The organism is Iodobacter sp. BJB302, from assembly GCF_002735645.1.
Classification (GTDB): Bacteria; Pseudomonadota; Gammaproteobacteria; order Burkholderiales; family Chitinibacteraceae; genus Iodobacter.
Genome location: NZ_PDZG01000072.1, coordinates 1 through 21,890, shown reverse-complemented (window position 1 = coordinate 21,890; position 21,890 = coordinate 1). Strand labels below are relative to the sequence as shown.

The window sequence follows — 21,890 nt, the reverse complement described above, 5'->3', positions numbered from 1 at the left end:
GGAGTGGGTTTGGCCGGGGTGCTGGTCTGGGGGGCGGGGCTGCCAGTGCCTACTTTAAGAATCTGCCCGATTTGAATGGTGTTGTCGTTCAGCTGGTTTAAGCGCTGAAGCTCACTGACGCTGCGTCCGGTGCTCCTCGCGATGCTATAGAGCGTATCCCCGGATTTAACCTGGTATAAGCCATCGCCAAGCGGGGCTGTGCCGCAGGCACTGACGAGCAGAAGGAGCAACAGAGCGCGGCAGGAAGAAAAGGATGGGCAGATAAGCATGCATCTATTTTAACATCCTGTGTAAGGACTGCTGAGGGTATTAATTGGAATACACAAGAGGCTGCTTAATGCTTAATTGTTCAGCTGGCCAGCCGGGCATCCGGCGCTTGCTGCGGATGCCCGATTTAAAATCAGTATTTCTCAGACTGTTTACACATTCATGGCTATCGTTGCCATGTTGTGAGCTTGACCTGGCTCTAGCTTAAACGATAGCGGCTTACTTCTTTTTGCATGGTGTCTGCAAGCGTGCGTAATTCTTTTGCTGATGCAGCCTCGTGCAGTGCTGCGGCATGGGCTTCTTCTGCCATGCATGCAGTGCGCTCAACCTGCAAGGCCATGGCGTGGCTGGCCGCGCTTTGCTCATTGATGGCAAGCGAGATATCGCTGACTTGCTCCACTACCGAGTGTGCGGCACTGCGAATTTCACGCATGGCATTGCCCGCTTCGCCCACGAGTGATACGCCCTGATCTACCCGGCCCACCACATCCAGCATCCTTGCTTTCTCGGATATTTCAACTCTCCAATAGGGCAAACACGAAGATGGGTATTAAACAGTTAAACTGTTTTTGCAGCGTAATAACATTTAGCGCACATTGCTAAATATCTTGAATTGCCCCCAATCACAATTTGCTCGCCTGATATTTCTCTGAAGCCTTGCGCATTAATTCGTGCATTCATGGTGGCTTTTTTGCCGCAAAGGCAGATGGTTTTCATTTCTTCCAAATCATCGGCCAGAGCCAGTAAAAAGGCCGAGCCTGGAAAAGGCATGCCTAAGAAATCTGCGCGCAGGCCGTAGCAAATCACAGGCAGGTTATGCTGATGCGCCAGAATGTGTAATTGCCTGACTTGATCAGAGCTTAAGAATTGCGCCTCGTCAATTAAAATACAGGCGACTTTTCTATTTTCGAATAGTTGGCTGAAGTTGGTTTCGGCACTGAATATTTCTGCCTGGCGCGTGACCCCAAGGCGGGATGCCACCGTGCCAACGCTATGGCGATCATCAATTGCGGCGGTGAAGAGCGCAATATTCATATCGCGTTCTTCATAATTATGGGCAACTTGCAGCATGGCCGTTGATTTACCCGCATTCATTGCGGAATAGCGAAAATAGAGTTTGGCCATGGGCGGGGTCTCGGCAAAAAAGGCCGCATTCTACGCCGTAAAAAGCGTGCTTGCGAGCAGGCTTTGCGATGTTTTAGCCGCAGGCCTGCGCAGCTTACGGCTGCTTAAATATAATCAAACAGCAGCAAACGCCGCCCTGACTTCGGCAAAAGGATAATCTGCCAGCTTGCCAAAGTAAGCCATCTTGCTGGCACGGTATTTGGTCAGAATGGGCAGCGTCATGCCGCAGAGAAAGCAGCTTAAGATATGCGCGCTCAGTGGTTTGCCCGCTTTATTTTGCAGATCGGCACACATGGCTTCCAGATCTAAATCATTAACTGGCACTAGCGCTGGCGGCGCCGGAAGGGTGGCAGGTTTGCCATGACATACGCTGCAATGGCCACAGGCAGTAGGCGCGTTTTCGTCGCCAAAATACACCGCCAGAGCATGGCTCAGGCATTCTGTGCTTTCAAAAAGAGACAGCATCTGGGCCAGCCGGCCAATTTCTTTTTGTTCCTTGTCACTAAACTGGCGATAAAGTTGTGCGGATAAGCGCTCAGTATCAATGGCGGCGAGCACATGATAAACATCGGTCATTTGCTTGGTTTCAAGGCGCAGATAGCCGCTTTCATCAAGGTATTCCAGTGCGGTAACGGCACGCTGGCGCTGATCAGGGAACTCTGCAAGGAAAGAGTCAAAATCAAAGCTGTACCATGTGCGTGCCAGCCTGGCGTGCCTGAGCAAAGAGGCAATAAATTCGCGGCGCTCTTCTTTAAAACTGCCGAGTAAATCGGCTTCACTCATTTGCAATACAAAACGATATTCACTGTAATAGCTGTAAAGCGGCTGAATGATGCCCAGCATATTTAAATAGACCAGCAGGGTTTTTAAAGGCAGCTGGCGGATATTGCTTTGCGAGGATAAATCGTAAAGCGTCATTTCCCATTGGCCGCTGTCTGTGTTCTCCGTGATGTTTTGTAAAACTCTGGCAATGGATGCCTGCTCTGGCGTATCGCCATAAACAAAGTTTTGCAGCAGATTTAAGCCATCCTGGCTGCCTAGCAGGGTGCATAGCGATTTTTCGCCATCACGCCCGGCGCGGCCAATTTCCTGGCTGTAGTTTTCTACTGATTTAGGCAAGTCGTAATGGATCACTTGGCGAATATCGCTTTTATCGATGCCCATGCCAAAGGCAATGGTCGCCACAATCACTTGTGACTCGCCCCGCATAAAATCGTCCTGGATTTGCTGGCGAACCACATTATCCAGCCCGGCATGATAGGCCGTGGCTTTATAACCGTTGTTTTGCAGCATGGCGGCTACGACTTCGGCGGTGTTTTGCTGCGTGACATACACCACACAGGGGGCGTTGGGCGTTTTACCCAGCACATGGATCAGCGTGGCGTCTTTATGAGCACTTTCAGTCGGGCGGATATGCAGGTGTAAATTGGAGCGATAAAAACCGGTAACGGTAACGTGCTGGTCGCTGATGGCAAATTTGGCGGCCATATCTTTAATGACCGCCGGTGTGGCCGTGGCCGTGAGTAACAGCGCCTGAGGGATTTTTAACTCACGTTTGTAATCGGGCAGCTTCAGGTAATCCGGGCGAAAGTTGTGGCCCCATTCTGAAATACAGTGCGCCTCGTCGATCACCATCAGGGATACGGGTATCTGGGCAATAAAGCGCCGGAAGCGCTCATTTTTTAAACGCTCAACCGACACCATTAAAATCTTAAGCTTGCCTTCCTGCGCATCTTTCATCACCTGCTGCGTTTCTTCACGGCTTTGGCTTGAATCAATGGCGGCCGATGCGATGTCCTTGCTTTGCAAAAAGGCTAGCTGATCGCGGATCAGGGCCAGTAAGGGGGATATGACTAGGGTGAGGTGCGGCATTTGTAAGGCAGCAAGCTGGTAGCACAGCGATTTACCCGATCCGGTAGGGAAAATCGCCATTGCCGAATGTCCGTCTGTCAGTGCTTCAACGACTTCACGTTGACCATTGCGAAACTGGCTAAAACCGAAATAATTTTGAAGTTGTTCAGAAAGCGATACGGCGTTGGGCATAAGACTTTGATTCCAGAGTGCAAGATAACAAGTTGAAACTTTTCAGTGTGGCGGGGCCGAATATTAACAGAGGTGTAAGATTTTTGCCGAGTTATCGATGGGTGTCGTAGCTTTTGTGCTGGCTGATGCCTAGGAAATATAAATACACACTTTTGCCTGATAAACGCTTAGCTCTGAGCCTGTTGTGTGCTGCCATATTCAAGAATAATCCGGTGCTTAGGCTGACCTGCTGAGTGGGCGCAGGGATGGCTGCCTCTGCATTTGCTTAAAACCGGTCATATTTCACTGCTGCTTTTATTCGCCTGGTGTATGCTTAAGTTATTGATTTGTATTGAATGGGTGGGCCATGACTACCATTTCCTCATCGGGCACAACAAACTATTCTTCATTGGTTCAGCCAGTTTTACAGGGCGCAGTTGCTGCGGAGCAGCTCAGAGCGCAGCCGCAGGAAACACGCGACAAGATCAAGCCCGTTGCTGAGCAGGTGTATATCTCTAAACAGGCACAGCAGCTTTATGACACTTATACACGCAGTACAAATAATGCAAACGAGCGCTACAGCACGGATTCATCGGCCGATCAGTCTGGTGGTGCAAATGCCGGGCAAGTGGCAGATACCTTGAAAACGGTACAAAACCGGCAAACTGCGCGTGCCTTGTTAGAATATAAGCAACAACAGTCAACAGAATCCGCGCCGAAACCAGAGCCGCGGGAGCCTGCAAAGCCAAGTACATCCATTGAAGCCATTGCCTGATACTTAAATCATGGCCTTACAAAAAACCAGCGTAAGCTGGTTTTTTTATGCACAAGGATAAACAGGCGTGAATAGATTAAACAGGCAAGGCGCGTTGTTCTGCCCGCCTGATCATGCCTTTTAGCAATAATGCCTGCACAATGGTCGCCATATTCGAGCTGGCCCAGTAAACGCCAATAGCTGCAGGCAGGGTGCTGAGCGCGATGATGGAAACAATCACCGGAATCATCATAACGAGCATGCTGCTGGCATCACTGGCTGCGCCGGGCATAAGAATCAGGCCGAAAAACATCAGTACACCCACTAAAATATTTAACACAAAATCAGGCCTGGCTAAGCTGGCGAGCCATAGAAACTTTGATGTAAAGCTTATGCCGCTTAAAGCATGGAAAAACCCCATGCCAAATACACTGCGCGAGGCCATATTGCCGAGCATTGCCTTAGTAAAAAATGAAATGCCATGTTCACGATATAGCGCCATGGTTTGCTTTATGAGCTCGCCTGGATTGCTCTTGTGCTGTTCACTTAGCCTGGCCTGTATTGGTTTGAGCTTGGCCATAGCCAGCTTGTTTTTATGCATTTGATACGCCGAGGCGAGCGACAGAGGCATCAGGGCAGCACGCACGCAGAGCGTCATCAGCATAATGGAGAGTGCTTCAGAAATGCCCAGGTGGGATGTCAGCATGCTGATACTTGCTGTAAATACATTCGTCCAGAGGGCCCAAAGGTCCATTTCTATCTCCATTATGTTTGAGTGGCTGGTTTTAATTGCGGCTGAATAAGGCGAGTCTGATTCCAAAAGAAATAAAAATCGCCCCGATGGCTCTGTCTGTCCAACAAGTAAAAGCGTTGCTGATTCGAATGCGCTGGCTGATTTTGGCCGATGTGATGGCTAAAAAGTGACACCACAACATGCCATTGGCATTGAATATGCAGCCAAGTAAGATAAATGCAAGTGCCTTGGAAGGGGAATGATCAGAAATAAATTGCGGCACAAAAGCGAGGAAAAAGAGTGCGACTTTGGGATTAAGTAAATTACAGAAAAAACCTTGTAGGAAAACCGCCCGGTCAGCCAGTACTTCTACTGGCTGACTGATCGCTGTTGTGGCTGACCTGTTTAATAAAAGCTTGCCACCCATATAGATCAGATAGGCTGCACCGATGTATTTCACAATAGTAAATGCCACAGCCGATGTGGCTAATAGCGCAGACAAGCCCAGCGCTGCAGCAAAAATATGCACCAAAGTGCCGCTGCCTATTCCCAGCGCCGCCGCCGAGCCAGAACGCCAGCCTTGCGCTGCGCTGCGTGAAACAATTAATAAAGAATCCGGTCCCGGGGCTATATTCAGTAAAAGGCCGGAAACAATAAACAGGCCCAGGTCGTGAATGCCAAACATATGCGCGCCTTAATTAAAAAAATTAAGGCGCGCATATTAGCATTTTGCTTGCAGCAGGTGGCCGTGTTGCAAGGGCTGGTACTTTCCAGTGCAGATTGATTATTGGGTTAATCAGTTTCTTTAAGCATCCCGATCGCTTCCAGCGCCATTGCCAGGCGCACAACTCTTGCGCCTGCCACCACCACATAATTTGCGCCGCTGGTTTTTAAATCGGCTTCGTAAAGATTAAACAGATCATCTCTGTCGTTGGGGTTTTCGCGCAGGGGGTCTGGCTCCCATGGGATGTCCGGGCGGGTGAGCAGGTGGAGTGCGTAGTCATGTGGGCGATAGAGTGCGGTGAGTGCGTCAGGGCAGTGCCCGTAGCGCACCTCTGCCCATATTTTGCACACCAGTGCTGTAGTATCGCAGACCAATAGCGGGGCATCACAGGGGGCTTCGGCGGCAAGCTGGCCTCGGGCGATGGCGATGATATCGCTGAGCTGATAATCATTGCTGCCTTTTTGGGCAAAGTATTCGCGCACGTATTCGGCCACCCACGGCGCACTGAGCGCCGTGGACAGATCTTGCGCTAGGGTGGATTTTCCGCTGGATTCCGGGCCGACAATGGCGATTTTCATACGCTGGCGGCCTCCTGCCTGATTTCTTTGCGCCAGCTTATCCATCCAGAGACAGCCAGAGCAGTCAGAATCACATAAAGCACGGCGGTGAGGTGCAGGCCTTTATAGGCGTAAACACCCGAGGCAATCAGATCCAGTGCTATCCAATACGGCCAGTTTTCGATTTTCTTGCGCGCCTGCATCCACTGGGCGATCAGGCCAAACACAAAGATGCCTGAATCAAGCAGGGGCAAATCGGTAGGTAAGAATTGCACTTGAAAACGGGCAACCAGCAGCGTGAGCAGCAGGCCGCCGCCATTGATCAGCAGCCACTCGCGGCGGCTGAGTTTGCTGATGGGCAGGGAGTGATCGGCCGCGCTGCGTTTCCACATCCACCATCCGTAAATCGCTAGGGCGGCATAAATAAATTGCAGCAGGCTTTCGCCAAAAAGCCTGGCATCAAAAAATAGCCAAACATAAAGCATGCTGGCGATCAGCTGCAGGGGCCAGGTCAGCACATGGCTGCGTGTTGCCAGCCAGATTCCAAGTAAAGAGGCGATAAAACCAATGATTTCTAGTGTAGACACAGACAATAGGCTCCAGATTTAAGCGCGCTAAGGCTATATTGCTAAGAAGAAAAAGGAAAGCATCGTTATGAATGAATTTGGAGGGGGCCGGTTTAAAGTCGTTAAAGAGCTGGGGCAAGGTGCTCAGGGTTTGGTATTCCTTGCGAATGATACGCAGTTGGACAGACTGGTTGCGATTAAAGTGTTGCACAGCCATTCTGCTAAAAGCGTTGACGAAGCCAAAATAGTCAGCCGCTTGCAGCACCCCAATATTGTGGCGCTTTACGACACCCTGATCAGCAATGGTCATCCCTGTCTGGTGTTTGAGTATGTAAATGGACAGACACTGGCTCAGCTTCTGGCTGAAGGGGGGGCGATGCCGCCGGTGCAGGCTGTGGAAATCATTTGCGGCGTACTCGAAGGCCTGGCCTATGCCCATGCCGAAGGGCTGATTCACCGTGATATCAAGCCGCACAATGTGATGCTTGACGAGCTGGGTCGGCCAAGATTGATGGATTTTGGGATTGCCGCCAGGCGTGGCAATAAGGAGCCGGGCGAGATGATTGGCACGGCGGGCTATATGGCGCCGGAGATGATGCAGAATTTGCCGGTGGATGCCGAAGCCGATGTGTTTGCCGTGGGGATGACGCTGTACCAGATGCTGACGGGCAGACCGGCCGCCGAAGGGGAATCGGTTTATACCATTTTGCACCGCGTGGCCAACGAGCCGTTTGTGCCGCCATCCAGCCTGAAAGACAGCGTGGATGAAAAGCTGGATCACCTTGTGATGGTGGCCCTGTTTAAAAATCCGCAAGAGCGCTATCACGATGCAAGGGAGATGCTGCTGGCGCTGCGTGAATGGCTGGGCGGGCAGAGTCAGCAGGAAGGCGGCGAGGGCAGCGGCAACAGTACACTGGATTTTCTGCTCAGGCGCATGCGCCACACCGCTGATTTCCCTGCCTTATCGCAAGCCGTAACGGCCATCAATAAAATTAACGAGGGCGATGCAGAGCGCTTACAGGTTTTATCTGAAGTGATTTTGCAGGACTTTTCGCTGACCAATAAACTACTCAGAATTGTGAATTCTGCCAGTTTTGGGCATTTTGGCGGCACCATCAGCACCATTTCCAGAGCGATTGTGATTCTGGGTTTTGATGCTATTCGTAATTTGGCGATTACGCTGCTGCTGTTTGAACATATGCACAATAAGGCACAGGCCATTTCGCTGAAAGATGCGGTGCTGAGTGCCTTTTTTGGCGGCGTGTTATCGCGGGAGCTGGGCAAAAAAAGCGGCGCGCGGGATGTGGAAGAAGCCCTTATTTGCGGCATGTTTACGGCGCTGGGTAAGCTGCTGACGGTTTATTATTTTCATGAAGAAAATATTGAAATTAATAAACGTGTGCAGGCAGGCGGCAACGAGGAGAACGCTTCGGTGCAGGTGCTGGGCTTAAGTTTCAGAGAGCTGGGCATGGGCGTAGCACAAAGCTGGAATTTCCCTGAGCGTATGCTGGTTAGCATGCGTCATCTGCCTGATGGGCCAGTGAAGCCACCGCAAAATCAAACCGACCGGCTGCGCTTATTTGCCAATATTGGTGCGTCTCTCGTGCCTTTGATTCACTTACCCCCTTCTGGCGCAGAACGCGGCCTGCAAGAAGTTGAAAAAAGAATCAGGCCTGCCTACGCATGGAGCGCGCGTGAATTAGGCGATTTGCTGAAGGATTCGGCATCGGCTTATCTGGGGTATTTAGGTATTTTAGGGGTAGATACTCAGCAAAGTGATTTTGCCAATCAGCTGCGCACACTGACTGGCGTGCTGACCGATAAAAAGAATGCATCGCAGGTGGCAGATACTTTAGAAAGAGCGCAATTACGTACAGGCCAGTTTGATTCAAATCCAGAAACGGTTATGCCGGATGAGTCCACACGGCCCGCGGCTGAATCTTTATCGGCGGGGGTGCAGGATATTACAAATACGCTGGTAACGAGTTTTAAACTAAATGATTTACTCAGAATGATTTTAGAAACCATGTACCGGAGTATGGGTTTTGAGCATGTTTTGATTGCGACGCGTGATCCTAAAAAAAATCAGATCGTGGGGCGTTTTGGTTTTGGTACGGATATCAATGAAATTATCCCGCGTTTTCAGATCGATTTAGATAAGGCAGTGGATGTTTTTCAGGTGGCGCTGGAAAGAAACGCAGATATTTTTATTGAAGATATCAATGTAGATTCAATTAAAACCCGTATTCCGGCTTGGTATCGCAGCGCGCTGACATCGCAAACCTTTATTATTTTCCCTCTCGTGCTGGAGAAACGCACAATTGGCCTGCTCTATGCCGACAAAACCAAGGCTGGAAACTTAAAAATAGCGGGTAAGGAATTAAACCTGCTCAAAACGCTCAGAAACCAGGCTTTGCTTGCGATCAGGCAAAAGCAGATGGGCTTATGAACGCTGGGCTTGGCGGGTTTCATGGCTTTGCAGACAAACCCGCGTAAACCAATAGGCTTATTGGCTTACGCGATCAGGATTGCCGGGTGACGAATACAGCTTGAGTGGATAAGACAGGGCGACGCGCTCGCCCCAGATGCCTAAGCAATCAACTTACCCGTAAACCGGTCCCGGTTTGCCCAATAAGCGCACTCAGGGCATTTTTCGCCAGCGGGGTAGTCGCTGCCTTCTTCGTGCGGACAACCTAAGATGCGCTCGGGTGAGATTACAGAGAACGCATCATGGCGGGCGATGAAGGCCAGGACTTCTGCGATAACGGCACCATTCTTGCGAATATCACCTTCCTCATCCAGCCAGCGTTCCAGCGCAGTCACTTTGCCGCCTTCTTCCTGAATAATACCCACAGAAACTTTGCTGGCACGCTGATTGTCTGGCCCATAAAAAGTAACGGTTGCGATGGGATAGCCTTGAAAGCCGCGTTTGGCTTTTTTCTTTAGCTTGTCCTGATACCAGGTTGCTTTGAGTGACATGTTCAACGCCTTATTTTTACTGAGCCGGGCAGTTTACGCAGCTTAGGCCTGCTTGAATATGCATGCCACTCAGTGCACTCAGGCCGTAAGTACTTCGCCTCTTGAGCTGACAGGGCGGATTTCGGTGGCCTGAGACCAGACCACCTGCCAGATGTGATCCCGCAACTCGTAAAAATCGGTATGCCAGTATTGGGCGGGTGGAACCATATAGCCGCCAAAAACCACCGAAAGATTTGAGCGGTAGCGGATGATGGCCGCAGAGCCTGCTACACGCACGTCGATTGAGTCGGGCTCCCAGTTCAGATATCTGATATGCCCTGCTGCAATTGCGCCTAAGTACTGGGCTTTACTCAATGAGTCACCAATCGGCGTGATCAGCTGAAAATCCGGCGCGTGCAAGGCGCTGGCCGCTTCGATATTGCCCTGAACCAGCGCAGATAGTCGGGCATGCTCTGTTTTACGGATATGGTCGGCAACGGTATGTGTCGTCATGGCTGGGGCTCGTGAGTTGGAGACGATAGCTTAGATCTGTAAATGTTGCGTGCTGATGTCATTGTAATAAAGAAGTGGGGTCTGTAAACCCATGGCCTGTGCCTGGCTTGCTGCATTCCTGCTTATCTGCTCCCCAATCTTCGTAGTGGGTGTAAGCTTTGCACTTGGCTTGGGAGAAAAATGATGCAAAATTTTAGTTTCTACGCGCCCACACGTATTCATTTTGGGCAGGGGCAGGTGTCGCAACTGGCCGTGGAGATTCCTGCAGGCAGCCGGGTGCTACTGGTTTATGGTGGCGGCAGCATTAAGAAGAACGGCGTTTATCAGCAGGTGACCGCGGCTTTGCACCAGCACGAAATCATTGAATTTTCAGGTGTTGAGGCTAACCCGGAGTACGAAACGCTGATGCTGGCGGTAGCTCAGGCCAAAGAAGCTGAAGTGGATTGGGTACTGGCTGTGGGCGGTGGCTCGGTGATTGACGGGGCAAAGTTTATTGCGGCTGCAGCATTGCTGGATAAGGAGATTGATCCCTGGCTGATTGTGGGTAATCGCACGCCAGTTAAGCGCGCCTTGCCGATTGCCGTGGTGCTGACTTTGCCCGCCACAGGGGCAGAGAGTAACTTTGCTTCGGTGATTTCCCGCCGCGCTACGCAAGATAAAATGTCGTTTAAAAACGCCATGGTATTCCCGCGCTGTGCGGTGCTTGATCCGGCGCTGACGCAAAGCTTGCCCCCGCGCCAGATCAGCAATGGCGTGGTCGATGCGTTTATTCATACCACCGAGCAATACCTGACTTACCCTGCCGAAGCCCGCCTGCAGGACAGACTGGCCGAGGGGATTTTATCGACCTTGATCGAAGTCGGGCCAACGACGCTGGCTTATCCTGAAGATATCGATGCAAGGGCAAATTATATGTGGTGTGCCAATCAGGCGCTGTTTGGCCTTGTTGGGGTTGGTCAGCCACAGGATTGGGTTAGTCATGCCATCGGGCACGAGCTGACTACGCTCTATAATATGGATCACGCCCAAACACTGGCGGTGGTGTTGCCAAGCTTACTGCGTTATTGCTTTGACGATAAATTACTCAAGCTTGCCCAGTACGGCCGCCGCGTGTGGGGATTATCTGGCAGTGACAGCGAAGTGGCCCATGCCGCCATCGATGCCACGGTCGATTTTTTTGAGCGTATGGGTTTACCCACTCACCTGGCTGCATACGGGCTGAATGCGGATGAAGTGGCGTTGGCTGTCGGTAATTTACTGCCTAAGCATAAGGCTTTCCCGCTAGGGGAGCGTGGCAAGCTGAGCTTGGCCGATTGTATGGCGATTGTGCGGGCTGCGGGCTAGGGCGTAATGATTTGCTGTGCTATCGCGTTAAATCTTAAACGGTAGTGAATAGGCGGCTAAGAAAATCATTGTTTCTTTGATTTTTTTAGCGGCCTCGTTTTACGCGGTAAAATAAATAGCCCGATTATTTAAAAAAGTTCGCATTTTTACAAACGGGCCGCTGTTGTTATTTAATCGCGATTTATTTGGGGGCTGATTCAGCCGGCAGCACCAGAGGCATGGATGCGTTCCCATGCTCGGATTGCGGATTGCTTATCGCGCTGACCCCCGTGCCTTTTTCAAACAGAGCCGTAAAGCCTGCAAGCCCCTGATAGCCCATGATGATTATGCCGATCAGTAAAATCGTCCCAAAGTTAACGGCCAGATTGCCGCCTACATCGCCCACCCATCCCCAGAAACCCTTTTTGCCATTTAATTCTGAAGCGACGGCATTCAGCTTGGTTTCGATGATCTGCTTTGCGTTGCTAACTTCTCTGCTGGTATCTGATGCCGCTCTTTTGATTTCCTCAACCGTAACCGATTGGCGGAGCAGGGTTTCAGCCTGCTGCAGTTTGGTGGCTAAAGCAACTTCAAGGAATTGATCGGCCAGTGCTTCGGCTCTGTCGGTAAAACCCTGCAATGTTTCAGGAAGAAGCGTGTAGGTATGAAAGCTTCGCAGCTCATCTTCGCTGGGGGCTCGGTTTAAATCGGTGTTGATTTTTTCAATAAACGCAATTTTTTGTTGTTTGTAGAGCACATAAGCTAAGGCCCCAACAACATCATCGGGGCCTTGTACGAGTTCTTTGTATACACCGCTGTATTGTCCGCTCACTTTGCTCCCTCAGTCCGCAAGCGTGCTTGCCGGAACGCCGAGTTGATTTCGCTGCGGGAAAATGAAGTTTCACGGATAATTTTTCGGCTGGTGGCAGACAGGCCCTCAGCCCCCGCTTTTCTATCAGGGGCCATCATTCTTGCATTTACTTGGCGAACGTCGGCACGACTAAAGAATTTCATTGTGATCTCCTATGGCTAGCTGCCAGTTCAATCAGTAGTAAATTTATTGAATTATAGTTTGGATTGTACTCTATTGCAGAGGGGCTTTAGCGTGATGAAAAGCGAACGCCTGCTTTTGCTATGCTTTAAAAGCATGAAAGAGCCTTGATCGATTTGTTTTTTGGCAGAGGCCGGCCCTTAAAACACGATCAAGGCTTTGAAAAGCGTCTTGAGTTTACTTAGCTAAAAAATGTTTTCTGGCGGCAAGGGCTGTATCGCTAAAGTCTGAAAATACGCCGTCTACGCCAAGGGCAAAGTAAGCTTCGTATTCCGCTTCCGGATTGCCTTTGAAATCTGATGCGAGTAATTTGGCCTCGTTGCGGAAAGTAAACGGGTGCACAAACAACCCTGCTTTGTGTGCATCCTGTACCACACTGGATGGGGGCAGCAGGCTGGTATCGCGCTGGTCAATTTCTTTATCGCCGTTTAAATCTATTTTATTGCCTGCTGTATCGGTTTTAAATTTCCAGCTCATCAGATAAGGCTTCCACGGGCCGATACCATCTGCAAATTGCTTGATTTCTTTGAGGCCTGCCGGGGTCAGCATATCGGCAAAGCTGCGTGGATCGCCGTTCACTACAAAATCGTAAGGCTTGCCCGAATCAATGCTGCCGTCAGCGCGCACCTCGTTGCCATCAACTAAAAACACCAGCTTAACCGGGGTAAGCTTACGCAGGGCTTTAAGATTGCTGGTTTCAAAAGACTGAATAAAAACCGGGGCATCTTTGTGATTTAGATTGAATTTTTTAAGCGCTGTAATCAGTTTTTCTTCCAGCGGCAGGCCCAGCTGCTGATGCAGTGTGGGGTGTTTGGTCTCCGGGTAAATGCCAATTTCACGCCCCGTTTCTTTTGATTTTGCGGCGCGTAAGGCCAGCACCTCATCAAAAGTCACAATTTCAAACTGGCCGTTATAGGCGGCAGAACGATCCGCACGCGGCTGAATCGCTTTCAGCGTTTTGATTTCGGCCAGCGTAAAGTCAAATACAAACCAGCCTTCTTCTTCTGCGCCGTCAATTTTAAATTTACGTTTGCGCGCAGCAAATTCGGGGTGCGATGCAATATCGCTGGTGTCTTTAATATTGGGCTCGTGACGAACGATCAGCACCCCATCTTTAGTTGAGACCAAATCGGGCTCAATATAATCAGCGCCCATCTCAATGGCTTTGCTGTATCCGGCCAGTGTGTGGTCTGGCAAGTGCCCGGCTGCGCCACGATGCCCGAGCACGAGGGGGGCTTTACCCGTTAATGTTGGTGCAGCGAAGGCTTGCCCGGCCCCGCTTGCTGCGATCATGATGGCTACAACAGACCATTTCTTCATTGCTTATCCCTATTAAAAAACAATAAATCAACAAAAAACAACGCAAAGCAACAGTGTTGTGTTTTTTGTGAAAGGAGGCTATTGCTTAAATCCACAATGAGGGAGGTCTGTACCGGCGGGGAAATGTCAGATTTAAGTTTTGTTTTTATAAGCGGACAGCGTTTTGAGTAAGGGCTTTAGCCTTGAAGGATTTCTGGCAAAACATTCAGGCTAAAGCGGTGCAGCACAGGCGGGCGTTGTTTAGTGCGTTAAAAAGTGTTTTCTGGCGGCAACAGCCGTATCGCTGAAATCAGAGAACACGCCATCCACGCCAAGTGCAAAATAAGCAAGATATTCTGCTTCTGGCCTGCCTTTGTAATCGGACGCTAAAAGGCCTGCTTCATTTCGGAAAGTAAAGGGGTGAACCAGCAGCCCTGCCTTATGCGCCTCATGCACCAGATTTGAGGGCGGCAAGAGCACCGCATCGCGCTGATCAATTTCTTTATCACCATTTAAATCAATGATTTTGCCATCGGCTCCGGTTTTGTGTTTCCAGCCGATTAAATATGCTTTCCACGGGCCAATGCCATCTGCAAACTGCCTGATTTCATGCAGCCCCGCTGGCGTCATCATATCTGCGTAGCTGCGCGGGTCGCCGCTGATGACGTAATCATAGGGCCGGTTTGCTGCAATACTGCCATCCGGGCGTACATCGTGGCCATCAACTAAAAACACCAGCTTTACCGGGGTCAGTTTGCGTAATGTTTTAAGGCTGTGCGTCTCAAAGGATTGAATAAAAACGGGCGCATCCTTGTGGTTTAAACCGTGCTTAGCCAGCGCGGCAACAAGCTTCTCTTCCAGGGGCAAGCCCAGCTGCTGGTGCAGGGTGGAATGCTTGGTTTCCGGATAGATGCCAATTTCACGTCCTGTTTCTTTAGATTTTTCCTCACGCAAGGTGAGTAACTCATCAAAGGTCACAATCTGAAATTGCCCGTTATAAGCCTGAGGCCGGTCAGCGCGGGGCTGAATGGCCCTCAGCGTTTTAATTTCTGCCAGCGTCAAATCAAAAGTAAACCAGCCTTCTTTTTCGATACCATCAATTTTAAATTTCCGTTTCCGTGCTGCAAATTCGGGGCGGGAGGCTATATCGCTGCTGTCTTTAAGCGTGGTTTCGTGCCGCACAATCAATACGCCATCCTTGGTTGAGACTAAATCTGGCTCGATATAATCCGCGCCCATTTCAATGGCCTTGCGATAGCTGGCCAGTGTATGGTCAGGCAAATAGCCGGAAGCACCACGATGCCCAATCACCAAAGGCGCTTTTCCCGTAAGGGTGGGGGCTGCGTTTGCCGGGCTGATCGCTGCGAGCAGGGCGGCGAGTATGAAATACTTTTTCATTAAATATCCAATCTTTAAAGGCGCAGAAGTAAGCTTGCTGTAGTTTTTGCAAAAGAATTTTAAGGCTTCAAGCAGGGCTGAGGGTAGGGCATTTTTACTGCATCAGTCGTCATTTGCGCTGTGATGCCTGTATTTGTGGTGGACTTACTGGCCAGATAGCGGGCTTTGTATCGCATCAATGGTCGGCTGCATCCCCGGAATATCCCAGCTTGCTTTCGCATTTATGACAATTGCGACTTCGCGCTCTGATGATCAGGATCAAGCAAGCTTTAAGCAAATGGCCCTACATTGATTGCTTCTGATTTGACTCGCCAAGCATGGCGTAAGCGAACAAAGTATGCGGGTATTTAAAGCGGACGTGGTGATTGTAGGTGCGGGCGGTGCGGGTCTGCGGGCGGCGATTGCTGCGGCTGAGGCCGACCCGACTCAAACAGTGGCGCTGTTATCTAAGGTTTACCCGATGCGCAGCCACACGGTGGCGGCAGAGGGCGGATCGGCTGGCGTGGTGCAGGCGCACGATAGCCTTGAGCACCATTTTAATGACACAGTTTCTGGCGGCGATTGGCTGTGCGAGCAGGATGTAGTCGACTATTTTGTGGGCGAATGCACGCGAGAAATGGTACAGCTAGAGCACTGGGGCTGCCCGTGGAGCCGTAAGGAAGACGGCCATATCAATGTGCGCCCCTTTGGCGGCATGAAAATCGAGCGTACATGGTTTGCTGCGGATAAAACCGGCTTTCATATGCTGCACACACTATTCCAAACCTCGATGAAATACCCTTCAATCAAGCGCTTTGATGAGTATTTTCTGGTCGATCTGATTGTGGCCGATGGCCGCGTGCAGGGCATCCTGGCGATCGAAATTGCCAGCGGCGAATTTATCCTGATCGAAGCGGGCGCGGTCGTGATGGCTACCGGCGGTGCCGGGCGGGTGTTCCGCGAAAATACCAATGGCGGGATTGTGACGGGCGACGGTATGGCCGTGGCTTATCGCCATGGCGTGCCGCTGCGCGATATGGAATTCGTGCAATACCACCCTACCTGTATGCCCGGCACGGGGCTGCTGTTTACCGAAGCCTGCCGTGGTGAAGGCGGTTTACTGGTGAATAAAGATGGCTATCGCTATCTGCAAGATTATGGCCTGGGGCCTGCCGAAGATAAGCCACGCAATAAGGCGATGGAGCTTGGTCCGCGAGACAGGCTCTCGCAAGCGTTTTGGCATGAAATGCAAAAGAACCGCACCATTGAAGGCCGCTACGGCGCAGTAGTGCATTTAGATTTACGTCACCTCGGCGCAAAAACGCTGCACGAGCGGCTGCCGCAAATTTGCGAGCTGGCCCGCGAATTTATGGACATCGACCCGGTAACCCAGCCGATTCCTGTACGCCCTGCGGTGCATTACACCATGGGCGGCATTCCTGTTGATATCCACTGTGCGGCATCACTGCCCGGGCTGTTTGCCGCTGGCGAATGCTCCAGCGTGGGGATTCATGGTGCGAATCGTCTTGGCTCTAATTCCCTTGCTGAGTTGTCGGTGTTTGGCAAAGTCGCGGGCGAATCAGCCACACGCTATGCCAAAAATGCAGGGCCAAAAAACAGCGATGCACTATTGAAATTAGCCGAAGCCGCGGCTTTGCCTGCACTGCAAATCCGTCAGCAGGCGGGCAGCGAGCGTGCGGCCGATATTCGCCGTGAAATGGCGCAAACCATGGAAGACGGCTGCGGTATTTATCGCTTAGAAGCCAGCATGCAAGCCACTTGTCACAAATTAGCCGAGCTAAAAAAGCGCTATCAAAATATCCGTGTTGAAGATAAATCCACCGTGTGGAATAGCGAATGGCTGCTGGCCATCGAGCTGGGCTATCAGCTCGATGTGGCCGAAGCCATGGCGCACTCTGCGCTGCACCGGCGTGAATCACGCGGCGCACATCAGCGCCTCGATGGCTTTGAAGAGCGCGACGATGTGAATTTCCTTAAGCATTCCCTGGCGCATTACCAGGGCAGTGCAGCACCAACGCTTACTTACAGTGATGTAAAAATCACCCGCTCAGCACCCAAAGTGCGTGCCTATGGCGCGGCAGGGGACGCCGCCGAAAAGTTGGAGAAAAACGCATGAATACCAAAGTAAACGTATCCATCCTTCGCTACCGCCCGGAGCAAGACGAGCATCCGGTCTGGCAGGATTATGCCGTGCCCTTTAGCGATGATTTATCTGTGCTGGGCGCGCTGAACTATATCAAGGACGAGCTGGACGGCACATTAAGCTTTCGCTGGTCTTGCAGGCAGGCTATTTGCGGCAGCTGCGGCATGATGGTGGATGGTAAGCCCGCCTTGGCGTGTAAAACCTTTCTGAGGGATTACCCAAAGGGCGTAAAAATCGAAGCGCTGGCGCATTTTCCGATCGAGCGCGATTTGGTGGTGGTGATGGACAGCTTTATCGAAAAGCTGGAAAGCGTGAAGCCCTACCTTATCCCAAAAGAAGCCAAGTCTTTGCAGGAAGGAGAGTACTTACAAACGCCTGCCGAAATGGATGTGTACTCGCAATTTGCAGGCTGTATTAACTGCATGCTGTGCTACGCCGCCTGCCCGCAGGTGGGCTTAAACCCCGACTTTATCGGCCCAGGCGCAATTGCGCTGTTACAGCGCTACAACCTCGATTCCAGAGATGGCGGGGCGGACGAGCGCAAGGCTTTGATTAACTCGCAAGTCGGCGTATTTAACTGCACCGCCGTGGGTTATTGCTCCGAAGTCTGCCCAAAAATGGTCGATCCGGCCAATGCGGTGAATATCAATAAAATGGCGAGCGCGCGCGACTTTTTCTTCCGCTTTTTACCCTCGCCCGATCAAAAAGGGGGCTGCAAATGAATGCCAGAAAACCCTATATCCGCCCCATGGCCGGCTGGTGGCAGCGCAATCCTTTTTTTGTTGAGTATATGGTGCACGAAGGCACGGCTTTGTTTGTGCTGGCTTACGCTCTGGAGCTGCTCGCCGGGCTGATTTGCCTTACACAAGGCGAGGCGGCATGGAATAGCTACCGAGCCTTTGTGGCCAGCGGGCCGATGCTGATCATCAATCTGCTCATCTTTGCCGCGATGCTTTACCACGGCTACACATGGTTCAAAATCATGCCACGTACCTTGCCTCCGATGAAAATCGGCGGGCAAAAAGTCGCCCCAGCCACCATTACAGCGGCAGGTATTGCTGCTGCTGTGGGTGCGAGTGCGCTGGTGTTTGCAGTGCTGTGGTTTATGCAAAGGGGATTGTGATGAAAGCCAATTTAAAGCGCTCTAATGAGCCGATCTTCTGGCTGCTTTTTGGTGCAGGCGGCATGTTAGCTGCGCTGATTGGCGCCATGCTGGTCTTGATCACCAGCTTTGCCACTCCTTTGGGCCTGCTGCCTGCCGGGCTGTTTTCTTACGCCAATATGCAGGGCTTTGCCCGGCACCTTGTGGGCAAGGCTTTGATTCTGGCGGTTATCGCGCTGTTTTTATGGCATGCGGTGCATCGTGTTTTTCATAGCCTGCATGATGTTGGCATTCACGCAGGCCCCGTGGCGCGGCTGCTTTGCTACGGTATTGCCTTTGTCGGCTCGGCAGTTACGCTTTGGGCGATATTGGCTATCGGTTTTTGATGGAAGGGTGGTGTTGCAGATGTGCTCTTTTGTGGCGGGAAATGCGGCCTTCTTCTGATGGTTTTTTGGGTGAATAATGCCATCTGTGAGCAAGATCACCTGTAAAAGTTGTTTTTGTTTGGCGCTAAATCTGGTGCCTTTTTTATCAATAGGGTGAGCTATTTATTTTTAGGGTAAGGCATAAATAATACATGTGCATGCAGGGGTAAAGTTTCGTGTAATATTGTGAACTTCGTGTAAGCCCTTGATTCATTATGAACCTAAATGATTTGCTCGCCTCCTTCGCCGCTGCTTTCTCACAAAACCAGCGGCTTATTTCTCTGCAACTTGGCGATGGCGCAGCATGGGGTGAGCAGCTTTTACCTCAGCGGGTGGATGGCAGCGAAGGGATTAACCAGGCTTACCGTTATCAGATTGATTGCTTATCCCCTGATGGTGCTTTAGAGCTTAAATCCTTACTCGGTTTACCCATTGTTTTATCGGTGGCTGATGCCAATGGTGATGCAGTTGAGCGTTGCGGCGTCATCTCGCAAGCCCAGTTGCTGGGCTCCGATGGTGGCTTTGCTAAATATGCGCTGACGGCAGAGCCGCCGTTTGCCTTACTCCGCTACCGCCGCACTTCCCGCGTATTCCAGGATTTATCCGTACCCGATATCGTTAAACAAGTTTTAGCCGAGCACCAGGCTAAAAACCCCGTTTTTGCCGCCGTGCAAACGCTGGATTTTAAACTCTCCGGCACACACGGCCCGCGCTCTTACTGCTTACAATACCGTGAATCCGATTTCGATTTTCTGACGCGATTATTAGCGGAGGAAGGTTTGGCATGGCGATTCGAACATCTGCCTGGCGATAATCCGCAGGTTCAGCTGGTCATCTTTGACGATGCCTTTGCGCTGCCCGAAGCCCAGGAAATGCAGGTGCGCTTTCACCGCGCCGATGCCACGGAAGAATCTGATGCGCTTACCGAGTGGAACAGCCAGCGCCAGGTGGGCAGCAGCTCGGTGTCACTCGCCAGCTTTGATTACAAAGCCACCAGCACCAGCCAAAGCTTTGATGAAAGCCGCATTGATCAGGGCGATGGCGGCCAGCAGCTGCAAGCCAGTTTTGAAGATTACGACCCGCAGGCCCACTATTACGCCGCGAAGCAAGTCCTCTTGGGGGACGCCAGTGATGCAGAAGGCCTCAGCCACTACGCCCAATTGCGTCAGCAGGCTGCAGACGCGCAAAAGAAATCCTTTAGCGGCTCCGGCACCTTGCGTGCCTTGCAGGCCGGGCAGTGGTTCAGATTAGAAGACCACCCCGCCCACGAATGGGACTCCGCCGAGCAACGCGAATTTGCTGTTACCGGGCTGACATTCACCGCCAATAATAATTTACCCACTGATTTAAGCCAGCAACTGGGCCTGGTCGCGCCCAGCCTTTTGGCTGCGGACGCCACTAAACCTTATGAAGCCCGCTTTACCGCTCAAAGACGCGGCCAGCCGATTACGCCTGATTTTGCCCATATTGAGCACAGCAAGCCCAAAAGCCGTGGCGTACAAACCGCCACCGTGGTGGGCCCACAAGGCAGCGCTGCCGACTCAAGCCAACGATCAGAAGTCCATACCGACGAGCAGGGGCGGATCAAGGTGCAGTTTCACTGGCAGCGCGCTGCCGAGCACCCGGAGTTTGGTGCAAATCTGGATGATAAATCCTCCTGCTGGATCCGCGTCGCCTACCCATCGGCAGGCGCAGGCTTTGGGCATCAGTTCATCCCGCGCATCGGCCAGGAAGTGTTAGTCGACTTTATCGAAGGCGACATCGACCGCCCCATCATCACCGGCGTGGTTTATAACGGCAGCCACCCCGTGCCGACTTTTAGTGGCGCAGGCGCTTTACCCGCCAATAAAACGCTATCAGGCATCAAAACCAAAGAGCATGAGGGCGGCCAGTATGGCGAGCTGCTGTTTGACGATACAAAAGGCGAAGTCCGTACCAAATTATCCAGCGAGCACGGCAAAACCCAGCTTAACCTTGGCTATTTAATTCACCCAAGAACCGATGGAAAAGGCGAACCACGCGGCGAAGGCTTCGAGCTGCGCACTGATAATCAGGGCGCAATCCGCGCCAACGGCCTCTTGATCAGTACCGAAGCCAAAAGCGGCGCCAGCGGCAAACAACTCGACCACAGCCCAGCCCAAAGCCAGCTGGAATCGGCTCTGGCACTGGCCCAAAGCCTGGGTGAAACCGCCACCAACCAGCTCGCCGACACCATAGAAACTGGGGATGCCGATAAGACAGTCAAGCCCGACAACAGCGCAGGCGAAAAAGCCACAACCGGCCATCTGCACCACCATGTACACGCCAGCAAAAGCCTGGAAGCTGGGTCAAATACCGATAAAGACGGCAAAAGCAAATCCAAAGACCAGGCCGGCCAACAAAAAATCATCCTGCTGCACGGGGAGGACGGCGTAGCCATCACCAGCCCGCAAAGCCAGACCATTGCCGCAGGCACTAATCTCGATCTGGTCGCCCAAAGAGACACCAACCAAACCTCCGGCCGCCGCTGGATACACAACGTTGGCCAACACATCAGCCTATTTGTCGCCGGGGTAAAAGACAAAGTTTCGCTCAAGCTGATCGCAGCCAAAGGCAAAATCCAGTTGCAGGCGCAAAGTGACGATATTGAAATCACCGGCGATAAAGATTTAAAAGTCACCGCCTGCAAAGAAAGCATCACCGTGGTGGCTAAAGACGAAATTCTGGTCACGGCAGGGGGAGGCTATATCCGGCTGAAAGGCGGCAATATCGAAATCCACTGCCCGGGAACGGTGACGGTGAAGGGTGCGAATCATGATGTGAGCGGTAATTGTCAAACCAGTTGTCGCCTTAATCGTTTAATATTTATGCCGTTCTTTGCTCTGCTTTTTTCCTTACAGCACCCGTCTCCGCTTCCGGTGATTTTTCTGGATTGAGGTGGACGATATTCA

General features: G+C 51.6%; 22 protein-coding genes. 8 read left to right on the top strand and 14 right to left on the bottom strand.

All coding sequences use genetic code 11. The annotated features are described in order from the left end of the window. The 4 genes from CSQ88_RS18435 to CSQ88_RS18420 form a co-directional block, all read right to left on the bottom strand. Positions 1–230, bottom strand: a 230-nt coding sequence (locus tag CSQ88_RS18435; RefSeq protein ID WP_180273724.1) for a LysM peptidoglycan-binding domain-containing protein, incomplete at its 3' end; no start/stop codon positions are given. A gap of 236 nt (positions 231–466) precedes the next feature. Further along, positions 467–763 carry a methyl-accepting chemotaxis protein gene (locus CSQ88_RS18430; protein ID WP_099399552.1) on the bottom strand — a complete coding sequence of 99 codons (297 nt, stop codon included), beginning with the start codon at positions 761–763 and terminating at the stop codon, positions 467–469. Between the two features lie 62 nt (positions 764–825). Next, complete coding sequence (locus CSQ88_RS18425) at positions 826–1,392, bottom strand: thymidine kinase (RefSeq protein WP_099399551.1); 567 nt, start codon at positions 1,390–1,392, stop codon at positions 826–828. A gap of 114 nt (positions 1,393–1,506) precedes the next feature. Continuing rightward, positions 1,507–3,435: a RecQ family ATP-dependent DNA helicase gene (locus CSQ88_RS18420; RefSeq protein ID WP_099399550.1), complete on the bottom strand. Its 1,929-nt coding sequence runs from the start codon at positions 3,433–3,435 to the stop codon at positions 1,507–1,509. A gap of 346 nt (positions 3,436–3,781) precedes the next feature. On the opposite strand from CSQ88_RS18420, the gene CSQ88_RS18415 reads away from it, so the two are divergent. Continuing rightward, on the top strand, positions 3,782–4,189 hold the full coding sequence (locus CSQ88_RS18415; RefSeq protein ID WP_099399549.1) for a hypothetical protein: 408 nt from the start codon (positions 3,782–3,784) through the stop codon (positions 4,187–4,189). 76 nt (positions 4,190–4,265) lie between these two features. On the opposite strand, the gene yidC is transcribed toward CSQ88_RS18415, so the two are convergent. The 4 genes from yidC to pnuC form a co-directional block, all read right to left on the bottom strand. Beyond that, a complete protein-coding gene (yidC, locus tag CSQ88_RS18410; RefSeq protein WP_180273723.1) occupies positions 4,266–4,922 on the bottom strand; it encodes a membrane protein insertase YidC in 657 nt (218 codons plus the stop codon). 31 nt (positions 4,923–4,953) lie between these two features. After that, complete coding sequence (locus CSQ88_RS18405; protein WP_099399547.1) at positions 4,954–5,586, bottom strand: LysE family translocator; 633 nt, start codon at positions 5,584–5,586, stop codon at positions 4,954–4,956. Positions 5,587–5,693: 107 nt separating this feature from the next. After that, a complete protein-coding gene (locus tag CSQ88_RS18400; protein WP_257212670.1) occupies positions 5,694–6,203 on the bottom strand; it encodes an ATP-binding protein in 510 nt (169 codons plus the stop codon). Continuing rightward, on the bottom strand, positions 6,200–6,769 hold the full coding sequence (pnuC, locus tag CSQ88_RS18395) for a nicotinamide riboside transporter PnuC (protein WP_180273722.1): 570 nt from the start codon (positions 6,767–6,769) through the stop codon (positions 6,200–6,202). Before pnuC ends, CSQ88_RS18400 begins: the two co-directional genes overlap by 4 nt. Before the next feature lie 67 nt (positions 6,770–6,836). On the opposite strand from pnuC, the gene CSQ88_RS18390 reads away from it, so the two are divergent. Continuing rightward, positions 6,837–9,197: a serine/threonine protein kinase gene (locus tag CSQ88_RS18390; protein ID WP_099399544.1), complete on the top strand. Its 2,361-nt coding sequence runs from the start codon at positions 6,837–6,839 to the stop codon at positions 9,195–9,197. Between the two features lie 140 nt (positions 9,198–9,337). On the opposite strand, the gene CSQ88_RS18385 is transcribed toward CSQ88_RS18390, so the two are convergent. Together CSQ88_RS18385 and CSQ88_RS18380 are read right to left on the bottom strand one after the other, a co-directional pair. Next, on the bottom strand, positions 9,338–9,727 hold the full coding sequence (locus CSQ88_RS18385; protein WP_099399543.1) for a hypothetical protein: 390 nt from the start codon (positions 9,725–9,727) through the stop codon (positions 9,338–9,340). 78 nt (positions 9,728–9,805) lie between these two features. Continuing rightward, positions 9,806–10,219: a nuclear transport factor 2 family protein gene (locus tag CSQ88_RS18380; RefSeq protein ID WP_099399542.1), complete on the bottom strand. Its 414-nt coding sequence runs from the start codon at positions 10,217–10,219 to the stop codon at positions 9,806–9,808. A 180-nt stretch (positions 10,220–10,399) separates the two neighbouring features. Between CSQ88_RS18380 and CSQ88_RS18375 the strand changes: the two genes are divergently transcribed. Then, positions 10,400–11,563: an iron-containing alcohol dehydrogenase gene (locus CSQ88_RS18375; RefSeq protein ID WP_257212668.1), complete on the top strand. Its 1,164-nt coding sequence runs from the start codon at positions 10,400–10,402 to the stop codon at positions 11,561–11,563. A gap of 181 nt (positions 11,564–11,744) precedes the next feature. Here CSQ88_RS18375 and CSQ88_RS18370 read toward each other — a convergent pair whose 3' ends face one another. The 4 genes from CSQ88_RS18370 to CSQ88_RS18355 all read right to left on the bottom strand — a co-directional run bounded on the left by CSQ88_RS18370 (position 11,745) and on the right by CSQ88_RS18355 (position 15,290). Beyond that, positions 11,745–12,374, bottom strand: a complete 630-nt coding sequence (locus tag CSQ88_RS18370; RefSeq protein WP_099399541.1) for a hypothetical protein — start codon at positions 12,372–12,374, stop codon at positions 11,745–11,747. Then, positions 12,371–12,556 (bottom strand): hypothetical protein, encoded by a 186-nt coding sequence (locus CSQ88_RS18365; RefSeq protein ID WP_099399540.1) that lies wholly within the window; start codon positions 12,554–12,556, stop codon positions 12,371–12,373. The genes CSQ88_RS18370 and CSQ88_RS18365 overlap by 4 nt, the downstream gene beginning before the upstream one ends. 214 nt (positions 12,557–12,770) lie before the next feature. After that, on the bottom strand, positions 12,771–13,913 hold the full coding sequence (locus CSQ88_RS18360) for a glycerophosphodiester phosphodiesterase (protein WP_099399539.1): 1,143 nt from the start codon (positions 13,911–13,913) through the stop codon (positions 12,771–12,773). A 240-nt stretch (positions 13,914–14,153) separates the two neighbouring features. After that, positions 14,154–15,290: a glycerophosphodiester phosphodiesterase gene (locus CSQ88_RS18355; RefSeq protein WP_099399538.1), complete on the bottom strand. Its 1,137-nt coding sequence runs from the start codon at positions 15,288–15,290 to the stop codon at positions 14,154–14,156. A 337-nt stretch (positions 15,291–15,627) separates the two neighbouring features. Here CSQ88_RS18355 and frdA point away from each other — a divergent pair, with 337 nt between their 5' ends. The 5 genes from frdA to CSQ88_RS18330 all read left to right on the top strand — a co-directional run bounded on the left by frdA (position 15,628) and on the right by CSQ88_RS18330 (position 21,875). Further along, entirely contained in the window at positions 15,628–17,406 is a 1,779-nt protein-coding gene (gene frdA, locus CSQ88_RS18350) for a fumarate reductase (quinol) flavoprotein subunit (RefSeq protein WP_099399537.1), read from the top strand. Beyond that, positions 17,403–18,155: a succinate dehydrogenase/fumarate reductase iron-sulfur subunit gene (locus CSQ88_RS18345; protein ID WP_099399536.1), complete on the top strand. Its 753-nt coding sequence runs from the start codon at positions 17,403–17,405 to the stop codon at positions 18,153–18,155. The genes frdA and CSQ88_RS18345 overlap by 4 nt, the downstream gene beginning before the upstream one ends. Continuing rightward, complete coding sequence (locus CSQ88_RS18340) at positions 18,152–18,556, top strand: fumarate reductase subunit C (protein ID WP_099399535.1); 405 nt, start codon at positions 18,152–18,154, stop codon at positions 18,554–18,556. Before CSQ88_RS18345 ends, CSQ88_RS18340 begins: the two co-directional genes overlap by 4 nt. After that, positions 18,556–18,921: a fumarate reductase subunit FrdD gene (gene frdD, locus CSQ88_RS18335; protein ID WP_099399534.1), complete on the top strand. Its 366-nt coding sequence runs from the start codon at positions 18,556–18,558 to the stop codon at positions 18,919–18,921. The genes CSQ88_RS18340 and frdD overlap by 1 nt, the downstream gene beginning before the upstream one ends. Positions 18,922–19,175: 254 nt before the next feature. Then, on the top strand, positions 19,176–21,875 hold the full coding sequence (locus CSQ88_RS18330) for a type VI secretion system Vgr family protein (protein ID WP_099399533.1): 2,700 nt from the start codon (positions 19,176–19,178) through the stop codon (positions 21,873–21,875). The last annotated feature ends 15 nt before the right edge of the window (positions 21,876–21,890 follow it).

What these genes read in the sequence shown, in the direction of transcription:
- CSQ88_RS18400 (WP_257212670.1), bottom strand. Translation starts at nt 6,203, where the DNA reads ATGAAAATCGCCATTGTCGGCCCGGAATCCAGCGGAAAATCCACCCTA.
- CSQ88_RS18340 (WP_099399535.1), top strand. Translation starts at nt 18,152, where the DNA reads ATGAATGCCAGAAAACCCTATATCCGCCCCATGGCCGGCTGGTGGCAG.
- CSQ88_RS18385 (WP_099399543.1), bottom strand. Translation starts at nt 9,727, where the DNA reads ATGTCACTCAAAGCAACCTGGTATCAGGACAAGCTAAAGAAAAAAGCC.
- CSQ88_RS18355 (WP_099399538.1), bottom strand. Translation starts at nt 15,290, where the DNA reads ATGAAAAAGTATTTCATACTCGCCGCCCTGCTCGCAGCGATCAGCCCG.
- CSQ88_RS18415 (WP_099399549.1), top strand. Translation starts at nt 3,782, where the DNA reads ATGACTACCATTTCCTCATCGGGCACAACAAACTATTCTTCATTGGTT.
- CSQ88_RS18380 (WP_099399542.1), bottom strand. Translation starts at nt 10,219, where the DNA reads ATGACGACACATACCGTTGCCGACCATATCCGTAAAACAGAGCATGCC.
- CSQ88_RS18420 (WP_099399550.1), bottom strand. Translation starts at nt 3,435, where the DNA reads ATGCCCAACGCCGTATCGCTTTCTGAACAACTTCAAAATTATTTCGGT.
- frdD (WP_099399534.1), top strand. Translation starts at nt 18,556, where the DNA reads ATGAAAGCCAATTTAAAGCGCTCTAATGAGCCGATCTTCTGGCTGCTT.
- CSQ88_RS18430 (WP_099399552.1), bottom strand. Translation starts at nt 763, where the DNA reads ATGCTGGATGTGGTGGGCCGGGTAGATCAGGGCGTATCACTCGTGGGC.
- CSQ88_RS18375 (WP_257212668.1), top strand. Translation starts at nt 10,400, where the DNA reads ATGATGCAAAATTTTAGTTTCTACGCGCCCACACGTATTCATTTTGGG.
- CSQ88_RS18360 (WP_099399539.1), bottom strand. Translation starts at nt 13,913, where the DNA reads ATGAAGAAATGGTCTGTTGTAGCCATCATGATCGCAGCAAGCGGGGCC.
- CSQ88_RS18365 (WP_099399540.1), bottom strand. Translation starts at nt 12,556, where the DNA reads ATGAAATTCTTTAGTCGTGCCGACGTTCGCCAAGTAAATGCAAGAATG.
- CSQ88_RS18330 (WP_099399533.1), top strand. Translation starts at nt 19,176, where the DNA reads ATGAACCTAAATGATTTGCTCGCCTCCTTCGCCGCTGCTTTCTCACAA.
- yidC (WP_180273723.1), bottom strand. Translation starts at nt 4,922, where the DNA reads ATGGACCTTTGGGCCCTCTGGACGAATGTATTTACAGCAAGTATCAGC.
- CSQ88_RS18390 (WP_099399544.1), top strand. Translation starts at nt 6,837, where the DNA reads ATGAATGAATTTGGAGGGGGCCGGTTTAAAGTCGTTAAAGAGCTGGGG.
- CSQ88_RS18405 (WP_099399547.1), bottom strand. Translation starts at nt 5,586, where the DNA reads ATGTTTGGCATTCACGACCTGGGCCTGTTTATTGTTTCCGGCCTTTTA.
- CSQ88_RS18345 (WP_099399536.1), top strand. Translation starts at nt 17,403, where the DNA reads ATGAATACCAAAGTAAACGTATCCATCCTTCGCTACCGCCCGGAGCAA.
- frdA (WP_099399537.1), top strand. Translation starts at nt 15,628, where the DNA reads ATGCGGGTATTTAAAGCGGACGTGGTGATTGTAGGTGCGGGCGGTGCG.
- CSQ88_RS18425 (WP_099399551.1), bottom strand. Translation starts at nt 1,392, where the DNA reads ATGGCCAAACTCTATTTTCGCTATTCCGCAATGAATGCGGGTAAATCA.